The organism is Rhodococcus sp. YH1, from assembly GCF_009939605.1.
In the GTDB taxonomy this organism is placed as follows: domain Bacteria; phylum Actinomycetota; class Actinomycetes; order Mycobacteriales; family Mycobacteriaceae; genus Rhodococcus; species Rhodococcus aetherivorans.
In genome coordinates, this window is sequence record NZ_WVTE01000256.1 from 23,573 (window position 1) to 33,898 (window position 10,326).

Below are 10,326 nucleotides of genomic sequence, written 5' to 3' on the forward strand. Positions count from 1 at the left end.
CCCTACCTAGCAAGTGCTTGGTAGGTTATCGTACAGACGTGCATCAGAGCGAGAGACTGGACGACACGGGTTTCGACAACGCCGCGTTCGCCGCCACCGTCCGGCAGTGGCTGGAGGACAATCTGACCGGCGAATTCGCCGAGCTGAAGGGCAAGGGTGGCCCGGGCAGCGAGCACGAGTACTTCGAGCAGCGCCTGGCGTGGGACCGCCATCTCGCCGCCGCCGGATGGACCTGCATCGGCTGGCCGGCCGAGTACGGCGGACGCGGCGCCACCCTCGAACAGCAGGTGATCTTCCACGAGGAGTACGCGAAGGCGAACGCGCCGGCCCGCGTGAATCACCTCGGCGAGGAACTGCTCGGGCCCACCCTCGTCGCCTTCGGTACCGAGGACCAGAAGCGCCGCTTCCTGCCCGGCATCCGGAACGTCACCGAACTGTGGGCCCAGGGCTACTCCGAGCCCGGCGCCGGTTCCGACCTGGCCAACGTCGCCACCACCGCCCGGCTCGAGGACGGCAAGTGGATCATCAACGGCCAGAAGGTGTGGACGTCCCTCGCACACGTCGCGCAGTGGGCGTTCGTAGTCTGCCGCACCGAACCCGGCTCTTCCCGGCACCACGGCCTGAGTTTCCTGCTCGTGCCGCTCGATCAACCGGGCGTCACGGTCCGGCCCATCCAGCAGCTCACCGGCACCTCCGAGTTCAACGAGGTCTTCTTCGACGACGCCGTCACCGACGCCGACCTCGTCGTCGGCGCCCCCGGCGACGGGTGGAAGGTCGCGATGGGACTGCTCACCTTCGAGCGCGGCGTCTCCACCCTCGGCCAGCAGATCGGCTTCGCCCGTGAGCTGCAGGGCGTCGCCGACCTCGCCGCATCCAACGGTGCCGCCGAGGATCCGCACATCCGCGAGCGGATCGCGCGCGCCCGCATCGGCCTGCGCGTGATGCGCGCCCACGCCGTGCGCACCCTCGGCGAGGCCGACCCCGGCCAGGCGTCGGTGGCAAAGCTGCTGTGGGCCAACTGGCACCGCGACCTCGGCAAGCTCGCGATGGACGTGCAGGGCCCGGCCTCGCTCGTCGGGCCGGAGCACGACCATGCCGGCAACCCGTCGGTGCTCTCGGATCCCGAGCATCTCGAGCTCGCCGAGTGGCAACGGCTGTTCCTGTTCACCCGCGCCGACACCATCTACGGCGGATCCAACGAGGTCCAGCGCAACATCATCGCCGAGCGCGTGCTCGGCCTTCCCCGAGAGGCCCGTCCGTGACCACTTCCCCCCTCGCCACGCCGCCCGTCGAGACCCCGGGCCACGGCCTGCTCGCCGGCAAGAAGGTCGTCGTCACCGCCGCCGCCGGCACCGGCATCGGTTTCGCGACCGCCCGTCGCGCCCTGCTCGAGGGCGGCGACGTGCTCGTCTCGGACTTCCACGAGCGTCGGCTCGGGGAGACGGTCGACAAGCTCGCCGCCGAGTTCCCGTCGCAGCAGGTCGACGCCCTCGTGTGCGACGTCTCCTCCACCGAGCAGGTCGACGCGCTGATCACCGGCGCCGCCGACCGGCTCGGGCGCATCGACGTGCTGGTCAACAACGCCGGCCTCGGCGGTGAGACCCCGGTGGTCGACATGACCGACGAACAGTGGGACCGCGTCCTCGACATCACCCTCACCAGCACCTTCCGCGCCACCCGCGCCGCGCTGCGCTACTTCCGGTCGGCCGGCCACGGCGGCGTCCTCGTCAACAACGCCTCGGTGCTCGGCTGGCGCGCGCAGCACTCGCAGGCGCACTACGCGGCCGCCAAGGCCGGCGTGATGGCGCTGACCCGCTGCTCGGCGATCGAGGCCGCCGAGTACGGGGTCCGGATCAACGCCGTCGCCCCGTCGATCGCGCGACACGCCTTCCTCGCGAAGGTCACCAGCGAGGACCTGCTCGACCGGCTCGCCGCCGACGAGGCGTACGGGCGGGCCGCGGAGGTCTGGGAGATCGCCGCGACCATCGCCATGCTCGCCAGCGACTACACCACGTACCTGACCGGCGAGGTCGTCTCGATCTCCTCGCAGAGGGCCTGACCCGTGCGCGGTTCCGGTAGCCGCCGCCACCGGAACCGCGCACGGCAGCCTGAAAGGATGCCTCCATGACTCCTCCCAGAGACGATGCTGCCAAGTCCGGGCGTCGCGCCGAGTTGCTCGATATCGCCGCTCAGCTGTTCGCCTCGCGCGGGGTGCGTGCCACCACCGTGCGCGACATCGCCGACGCCGCGGGCATCCTGTCGGGCAGTCTCTATCATCACTTCGACTCCAAGGAGTCGATGGTCGACGAGATCCTGCGGGGATTCCTCGACGACCTGTTCGGCCGCTACCGCGAGATCGTCGCCTCGGGGGCGGACTCCCGCGCCACCCTCGAGGCGCTCATCACCGCGTCGTACGAATCGATCGACAAGTCGCACGCCGCGGTCGCGATCTACCAGGACGAGGCCAAGCGGCTCGTGGAGAACGAGCGGTTCTCCTACATCTCCGACCTCAACACCGAATTCCGCGACCTGTGGGTGGGGGTGATCGAGCGCGGCATCGCCGACGGCACGTTCCGGCCGGACGTCGACGTCGAACTCGTCTTCCGGTTCCTGCGCGACACCGTGTGGGTGGCCGTGCGCTGGTACCGGCCCGGCGGCACCCTCACCGCCGACAAGGTGGCGCAGCAGTACCTGTCCATCGTGCTCGACGGACTTGCCAACCCCTGAACCGACCTTCCCCGGAACCGACTAGGAGTCCCTCATGACCGAGGCATACATCGTCGACGCGGTACGCACCCCGATCGGCAAGAAGAACGGCGGCCTGTCAGCCGTCCACCCGGCCGACCTGGGCGCGCACGTGATCAAGGCGATCGTCGACCGCACCGGCATCGACCCGAGCGACGTCGACGACGTCGTCTTCGGCTGCGTCGACGCCATCGGTGGCCAGGCCGGCAACATCGCCCGCACCGCGTGGCTCGCCGCCGGCTACCCGCAGCACGTTCCCGGCGTCACCGTCGACCGGCAGTGCGGGTCGAGCCAGCAGGCCCTGCACTTCGGTGCGCAGGCCATCCTGTCCGGCACCGCCGACCTCATCGTCGCCGGCGGCGTGCAGAACATGTCGCAGATCCCGATCTCCGCGGCCATGATCGTCGGGCAGCAGTACGGCTTCGATACCCCGTTCGGCGGTTCGACCGGCTGGACTGAGCGCTACGGCGACCAGGAGGTCTCGCAGTTCCGCGGCGCCGAGATGATCGCCGACAAGTGGGATCTCAGCCGCGAGGACCTCGAGCGCTGGGCGTTGCAGAGCCATGAGCGGGCCAAGGCGGCCATCGCCGAGGGCCGGTTCGAGGGCGAGATCGTCCCGCTCGGCGACGCCACCGTCGACGAGGGACCCCGCGAGACGAGCCTCGAGAAGATGGCGTCACTCGCGACGCTCGTCGAGGGCGGCCGGCTCACCGCCGCCGTCGCCAGCCAGATCTCCGACGGTGCCTCGGCGGTGCTGCTCGCCTCCGACGAGGCCGTGCGCAAGTACGGCCTGAAGCCCCGCGCCCGGATCCACCACCTCAGTGCCCGCGGCGACGACCCGATCTTCATGCTCAGCGCGCCCATCCCGGCGACGCAGCATGCGTTGGAGAAGACCGGCCTGAGCATCGACGACATCGACCTGATCGAGATCAACGAGGCCTTCGCCCCCGTCGTGCTGGCCTGGATCAAGGAGATCGGCGCCGACCCGGCCAAGGTCAACGTCAACGGCGGCGCCATCGCGCTGGGCCACCCGCTCGGCGCCACCGGCACCAAGCTGATGGCGACTCTGCTGAACGAGCTCGAGCGCCGCGAGGGTCGCTACGGCCTGCTGACGATCTGCGAGGGCGGCGGCACCGCCAACGTGACGATCATCGAGCGGGTGTAGAAAGGCGGCTGCGCCGCCGGTGTGTCCCTTGGGCTGTCAGGGCAGCCCAAGAGACACACCGGCGCGTCAGCGCAGGGTCGGATCGGTGACCCGGTCGCTGCTGCCGGCGGTGCGGAACGCGTGGTCGGCGAGGTCGGCGAGCGGATCGGCGGGCAGGACGTGGACGATCTGCTCGTGGACGATGCCCCCGTCCGGGCACCAGACGAGCACGCGCCGCGGTCCGGGTGCGACGCCGTGGGCGACCATCGAACCGGACGGTTCGACGGGCAGGCTGCGGGTGTGGCCGTCCGCATCGGGATCGACACGGCAGCTCTCCGGATGGACGGGCACACCGTGCACCGTCACCTTCACCCGCTCCCGGCCCGCGACGACGTCGGCGGTGGGCCCCGCCTGCGCCGTCGCCGGGACGGCCAGGGCCGCAACGATCGTGGACAGCGCCGCCGCCGTGACGCCTGCGGAACCGAATCTCATGGTTTCTCCCTCCCGTGCGGGCCTCTCCCACCCGCCCGGCTCAGCCTACGACACGGGTGGGCGCCGGCTCAGGACCGCAAGGACACCCGGGCGTGTAGTCCCTCCGGCATGAGGGTGAGCCGTTCGGCCACCTTCAGCCGATAGGCGGGGTCCATCGCCAGGTCGTAGCGGCGCAACAGGGTTCCCAGCACGAGCGTGGCCTCGTGCAGCGCGAACTGCCTTCCTATGCAAGCGCGTTCGCCGGTGCCGAACGGTTTGTACACGTGCGCGGGCCGGGCCCGGACCCGTTCGGGCAGGAAGCGGTCGGGGTCGAACTCGTCGGCGTCGTCGCCCCAGACCGCCGGGTCGCGGTGCACCGCGGGCAGCAGCACGAGCACCCAGTCGCCGGCACGCATCCGGTATCGGCCGGCGAGGGTGGTGTCCACCCTCGCCTCCCGCGCGTACGCGGGCGCGGTCGGCCACAGGCGCAGCGCCTCGTCGAGCACCCGGCGGACGTAGCGCAGCTTGGCGATCTGCTCGAATGCGGGCTCGCCGTCGCCCCAGATCTCCTCGACCTCCGCCCGTGCCCGCGCGTAGGCCTGTGGGTCGCGCATCAGGTAGTAGAGAGCGAACGACAATGCGCCCGAAGTTGTTTCGTGACCGGCGACGAGGAAGGTGAGCACCTGGTTGCGGATGTTGATCTCGTCGAGCTTGTTGGGATCGTCCTCCCGTGCCGCCCGCAGCATCAGCTCGAGCAGGTCGTCGGGGGCGGGGCCGGGGGCGTCGCGCCTGCTGTGGATCACCGCGTCGACGACGTCGCGCATGTGCGCCCGGTCGAGGTCGTACTGCCGCTTGGCGGCGGGGAAGAGGAAGCGCCCGACGACCGGCACGGTGCGCAGCATGCTGCGCTGCGAGAACGAGAGTCCGCCGACCATCGCCTCGACGAACGGGTGCCGCGCCGCACGCTCGAACGGCTCGAACGAGTAGCTGAAGCCGCTGCGGCCGATGGTCTCCAGCGTCAGCTTCGTCTTGTCCGCGGCGATGTCCACGTCGCCGCCGCTGCGCGCCGTACGGTCCCAGTGTGCGACGAGCTGGGCGGTGACGTCGAGCATCGTGGCGTGGTACCGGCGCATCGCCTGCTGGGTGAACGCGGGCATCAGCAGCTCGTGCGCGCGGCGCCAGTTCGGTTCCTCGTTGAAGGCGGTGAACAGCCCGTCGCCGCCGATCGCGCGCAGGGCCTCCACACCCGGCGCGAGGTGCTTGGCGAAGCGTTTCTCGTCGGACAGCTCGGCCGTGAGCTCGCCGGAGCAGACGAACACGAAGCGGCGGCCGAAGGCCGTGCGCTCGAACACCGGGCCGAGGGCCTTGTGGATTGCCATCGAGTTCTGCACCGGGGTCTCGAGCGACATGCCCAGGACGTCGCCGACGAGGGGGAGACGTTTCGGCGGGCGCGGAATTTCTGTGTCGAACACCCGTGACGTGGCCATGGCCATGCTCCGACCCCCAGTTATTGAATCCGTGTACAGTAATCACGCTACGCCGGGACGGACGGGTGTCAAGAACTAGATTGAGTCCGTGGCCCGATCCCGCCGACGACTCGATCCCGAGCAGCGCCGCGCGCAGCTGCTCGACATCGGCGCGCGCCTGTTCGCCGAGCGCGCCTACGAGGACGTGTGGATCGAGGAGGTCGCCGAACTCGCCGGGGTCTCGCGCGGCCTGATGTACCACTACTTTCCGACCAAACGAGACTTCATGGCGGCGGTCGTCCAGCGCGAGTCCGACCGGCTGCTCGCCGTCACCGAACCGGATCCGCAGCTCACCGTCGCCGAGCGGATCATCGCGGGCCTCGACGCCTACCTCGACTACGTCGCGTCGCACCGGCAGGGCGTCGCGGCGGTCAACCGGGCCGCGGACTCCGCCGACGCCGGTATCCGCGCGATCGTCGACGCCGAACTCGGCGTTCAGCAGGAACGCATCCTCGACGCGCTCGCCCCGCCCGACGACGAACGCGAACTCGTCGCGGTGGCCGTGCAGGGATGGATCGCCCTCGTGCGCAGCGTGTGCGTCGACTGGCACGATCACCCCACGGTCACCGGGACGCAGCTGCGGGAGCTGTGCCTGAATGCGCTGCGCGGCATGCTCGGCGGTCGCCTCGGCTGAGGACCCGGGTTACCCTCGGTCCATGTGCCGGAACATCACGGAGCTGCGCGGGCTCGAGCCGGCAGCGACCGCCGAGGAGATCGAGGCCGCCGCCCGCCAGTACGTGCGCAAGGTCAGCGGCGTCCACAAACTGTCCGACGCCACCCGCGAACCGTTCGAGGAGGCCGTCGCCGAGGTCACGGCCGTCACCATGCGACTGCTCGACCGGCTCCCGCCGCGCCGGCAGCCGCCGCCGACGGTGCCGCCGCTGCGCCGGCCGGAGGTGCAGGCACGGATCGCGGCGCGCGGCTGAACGACGTCGCACCCCGAGTCCCGCGGCGGCCGTCAGCCGGGCGCGTGTGCCGCTCCCGCGGCGCGGGCGTGCACCCAGGCGACCACCTGGGTGCGGGATCCGACGCCCAGTTTGTCCAGGATGTGTTCGACGTGCCCGTCGACCGTCCGGTGCGAGATCACGAGCTGATCCGCGATCTCCCGGTTGCTGAGGCCCCGGGCGACGAGTTCGGCCACCTCCTCTTCCCTGCGGGTCAACGGGGAGGCGGTGGGTGACGCGGTCGCCGATCCGCCCGCGGGCGTCCCGAGAGCCGTGTCGACAGCCTGCTCGATGGCCGGGTGTGCCGGCGGTGTCGACAGGCGCGCATACTTCTTCGCTCCCAGCGACTGTCGGACCCGCTGTTCCCAGTGCGCCGAATCACCCGTGATATGGGGACCGAAGGCGGCGACGGACGTGCCGAGTCGCTGCCACACCGCCCTGGCCGCGCCGAAGAGCGTGGCGGACCGCTCGGTGTGACCGACGGCTTCCGCCGCCCAGGCGAGAAGTTCGATCGACAGGGCGGTGCAGATCTTGTCCTTGAAGTCGCGCTGGATGTGCAGTGCCTGTTCCGCGGCGTCGACGGCGTCGTCGATCCGGCCGAGGTGGAAGTAGGCCAGGCTCGAAACCCACAGGGCGTACGCCTTGTTCCACTGCTCGCCGTGCTCGTCCGCCACGTGGATCACGTGTGCACACGTGGCGAGTGCGTCGTCGAGCCGGCCGTCGTAGGTCTGGGCCATGGCCAGCTGGAACAAGGCGGTGAGGGTTGCTGCGCGATCGCCTCGGGTGCGATGAACGGCGATCGCCGCGTCGTAGAGATCGATCGCGTCGGTGGTTCGTCCGCAGAACAAGGCGTGCAGGGCAGCCCAGTGGTCGTGGTGCGCCTGCAACTCGGCATCTTCCAGTTCGGCTGCGATGGATCCGCATTCGGCAAGATGAAGTGCGGCTCCCTCCCGGTCCCCCTGGATCAGGGCCGTCCACGCGGTCACCCACAGGACGTGGCCCCGGTCGCGAGTGGACCGGGGCAGTCGTTGCAGAAGCCGCTCGAGCCTGGTGCGGCCGTGGGAGAGGTTGCCTCCCGCGATCCAGTGATACCGAAGCGCCACGGCGAGGGCGGCCGCGGCCGACAGGTCGCTGTCGTCCCGTAGCGACCAGTCGAGCGCGGCCATGAAGTTCGGATGGTCGATCCGCCACCGCGACAACAGTTCCGATTGTCTCGGCCCGTACCAGTCCGCCGCGTGACGTTGCGCCCGCTCGAGGTAGTGGTCTCGGTGCCGCCGGTACAGATCGTTCCGTCGTCCACCGGCGTCGAGCAGCTCGTGCCCGTACTCGCGCACGGTCATCAACTGCGAGTAGCGGAAGGCCTCTGCGGAACGATCGACCGTGACAAGCGATTTCGACACCAAACCGTCGAGCAGATCCATCACCTGTTCCGGGGGAAGGTCTTCGTCCCCGCAGATCGACTCGGCGGCTTCGAGATCGAAGCTGCCGGGAAAGACCGACAGCCGCGCCCACAGCGTGCGCTCCGGTGCGGAGCACAGTTCGTAGCTCCAGTCGATCAGCGCCCGGAGCGTCTGCTGCCGGGGCACGGCCGCGCGGTTGCCGCCGGTGAGCAGGGCGAAGCGCCGGTCGAGCCGTTCGACGAGCTGGGCGGGGGACAGGGTCCGCAACCGGGTTGCGGCGAGTTCGATGGCCAGGGGGATGCCGTCGAGCTGGATGCACAGCTGGGCGACGGCGTCGGCGTTGGCGTCGGTCATCCGGAATTCGGCGACCACACTCTGGGTGCGCTCGACGAGAAGCGTGACCGATTCGAACAGGGCCAGGTCGGCGGCGCGGTTGCCGGTCGATTCCGTCGGGGTGCTCAGCGGCGGCAGCACGTAGGTGAATTCGCCGCCGACGCCGAGCGGCTCCCGGCTCGTCGCCAGAACGCGCACCTCGGGTGCGCCGGTGAGGACCGTGGTGACGAACGCGGCCGCCGCGTCGAGCAGGTGCTCACAGTTGTCGACCACGATCAGCATGTGGCGGTCCCGCAGGTGATCGAGGATCTTGTCCCGCACGGGACGGGTGGACTGGTCGGTGACGCCGAGCGCCGCGGCCGCAGCCGACGGGAGCGCCTCGGGATCGCGGACCACGGCGAGGTCGATCCAGCAGAAGGCGTCGCGGAAGGCGCGGGCGGAGCGGAGGGCGATCTCCTCCGCCAGCCGAGTCTTGCCGACCCCGCCCGGACCGAGCAACGACAGGAGCCGGGCCTGTTGCAGGCGGGCCCGAGCCTCGTCGATCTCCCGGCGACGGCCGACGAAACTGGTCAGCGAGGGCGTCAGCCCTTTGGTGCGGGGCAGGGGGGACTCCATCTTCACGCTTCCCAGAGATAGTGGTCAGAACATACCCGAATGCGGTGTGACGCCCAACACAGGTATCGAAAGGGGTGATTTCCCCCGCGTGGGGGTGAGGTGACGCGGGTCATTGTCGTGGTCAGGCATCGAAGCGCCCCGGACGGGGCCGAACCCCATTGATCGTGAGGAGCCCGCACCATGACCGAAACCGATTTCTCCGCTCCCGACGTCGACGTCGTCGTCGTGGGAGCCGGCTTCGCCGGCCTGTACGCCCTGCACAAGCTGCGCGACACGATGAACCTGGCGGTGCGGGTGTTCGAGGCCGGCGCCGACGTGGGCGGCACCTGGTACTGGAACCGCTACCCGGGCGCTCGCTGCGACATCGAGAGCATCCACTACTCGTACTCCTTCGACGAAGAGCTGCAGCAGGAGTGGCGGTGGAGCGAGAAGTTCGCCGGCCAGCCGGAGATCCTGCGGTACCTCGAGCACGTCGCCGACCGCTTCGACCTACGCAGGGGGATCACCTTCGACACCCGGGTGATCGGGGTGCACTGGGACGACGAGAACTCGATGTGGACGGTGCACACCGATGACGGCCGCAGCGTGCGCAGCCGGTACTTCATCTCCGGCGCCGGCAACCTCTCGGTCCCCAAGACTCCCGAGTTCGGCGGCATCGAGAACTTCCGCGGCGAGGTCCTGCTCACCGGCAACTGGCCGCACGAGGGCGTGGACTTCGCAGGCAAGCGTGTCGCGGTCATCGGCGCCGGTGCGAGCGGCATCCAGGCGATCCCCCTGATCGCCGAGGAGGCGGCGGAGCTGATCGTCTTCCAGCGCACCCCCAACTTCGCCACCCCGCTGGGCAACGGGCCGCTCGACCCGGAGGTGGAGACCGAGGCCAAGCAGAACTACCGGAGTCTGCGCGACGCAGCCCGCAACCACTTCCTCGGCGTCCCGTTCGACCAGGTCCAGCCCTCGGCTTTGGCCGTCGACGCGCAGGAGCGCCGCCGGGTGTTCGACGAGCGCTGGAACGCCGGCGGGTTCCGGCTGTTCATCGACAGCTTCCAGGACATCCTGTTCGACAAGAAGGCCAACGACACCATCGCCGAGTACATCCGCGAACGCATCCGCGAGCGGGTGCAGGACCCGGCCAAGGCCGACAAGCTCGC

General features: G+C 69.9%; 10 protein-coding genes. 7 read left to right on the forward strand and 3 right to left on the reverse strand.

The annotated features are described in order from the left end of the window. The first annotated feature begins 38 nt into the window (after positions 1-38). The 4 genes from AIIKEEIJ_RS25490 to AIIKEEIJ_RS25505 all read left to right on the forward strand — a co-directional run bounded on the left by AIIKEEIJ_RS25490 (position 39) and on the right by AIIKEEIJ_RS25505 (position 3,910). The gene (locus tag AIIKEEIJ_RS25490) at positions 39-1,262 is read left to right on the forward strand and encodes an acyl-CoA dehydrogenase family protein (RefSeq protein ID WP_006937778.1); all 1,224 of its coding nucleotides are present in this window, start codon (positions 39-41) and stop codon (positions 1,260-1,262) included. Beyond that, complete coding sequence (locus tag AIIKEEIJ_RS25495) at positions 1,259-2,059, forward strand: SDR family oxidoreductase (RefSeq protein ID WP_006937781.1); 801 nt, start codon at positions 1,259-1,261, stop codon at positions 2,057-2,059. The genes AIIKEEIJ_RS25490 and AIIKEEIJ_RS25495 overlap by 4 nt, the downstream gene beginning before the upstream one ends. A gap of 65 nt (positions 2,060-2,124) precedes the next feature. Further along, positions 2,125-2,727, forward strand: a complete 603-nt coding sequence (locus AIIKEEIJ_RS25500; RefSeq protein ID WP_043797511.1) for a TetR/AcrR family transcriptional regulator — start codon at positions 2,125-2,127, stop codon at positions 2,725-2,727. A gap of 34 nt (positions 2,728-2,761) precedes the next feature. Continuing rightward, on the forward strand, positions 2,762-3,910 hold the full coding sequence (locus AIIKEEIJ_RS25505; protein ID WP_006937784.1) for an acetyl-CoA C-acetyltransferase: 1,149 nt from the start codon (positions 2,762-2,764) through the stop codon (positions 3,908-3,910). A gap of 66 nt (positions 3,911-3,976) precedes the next feature. On the opposite strand, the gene AIIKEEIJ_RS25510 is transcribed toward AIIKEEIJ_RS25505, so the two are convergent. Both AIIKEEIJ_RS25510 and AIIKEEIJ_RS25515 read right to left on the reverse strand, forming a co-directional pair. Further along, positions 3,977-4,381, reverse strand: a complete 405-nt coding sequence (locus AIIKEEIJ_RS25510) for a hypothetical protein (protein WP_065923055.1) — start codon at positions 4,379-4,381, stop codon at positions 3,977-3,979. Between the two features lie 68 nt (positions 4,382-4,449). Beyond that, positions 4,450-5,847 carry a cytochrome P450 gene (locus AIIKEEIJ_RS25515; protein ID WP_161996839.1) on the reverse strand — a complete coding sequence of 466 codons (1,398 nt, stop codon included), beginning with the start codon at positions 5,845-5,847 and terminating at the stop codon, positions 4,450-4,452. A gap of 88 nt (positions 5,848-5,935) precedes the next feature. Here AIIKEEIJ_RS25515 and AIIKEEIJ_RS25520 point away from each other — a divergent pair, with 88 nt between their 5' ends. Beyond that, on the forward strand, positions 5,936-6,520 hold the full coding sequence (locus AIIKEEIJ_RS25520; protein ID WP_029540975.1) for a TetR/AcrR family transcriptional regulator: 585 nt from the start codon (positions 5,936-5,938) through the stop codon (positions 6,518-6,520). A 22-nt stretch (positions 6,521-6,542) separates the two neighbouring features. Next, complete coding sequence (locus AIIKEEIJ_RS25525; protein WP_006937792.1) at positions 6,543-6,812, forward strand: DUF2277 family protein; 270 nt, start codon at positions 6,543-6,545, stop codon at positions 6,810-6,812. Positions 6,813-6,844: 32 nt separating this feature from the next. On the opposite strand, the gene AIIKEEIJ_RS25530 is transcribed toward AIIKEEIJ_RS25525, so the two are convergent. Further along, complete coding sequence (locus AIIKEEIJ_RS25530; RefSeq protein ID WP_198163319.1) at positions 6,845-9,178, reverse strand: ATP-binding protein; 2,334 nt, start codon at positions 9,176-9,178, stop codon at positions 6,845-6,847. 180 nt (positions 9,179-9,358) lie between these two features. On the opposite strand from AIIKEEIJ_RS25530, the gene AIIKEEIJ_RS25535 reads away from it, so the two are divergent. Then, positions 9,359-10,326 (forward strand): NAD(P)-binding domain-containing protein (locus AIIKEEIJ_RS25535; protein ID WP_161996840.1); only part of this gene is annotated, 968 nt, incomplete at its 3' end.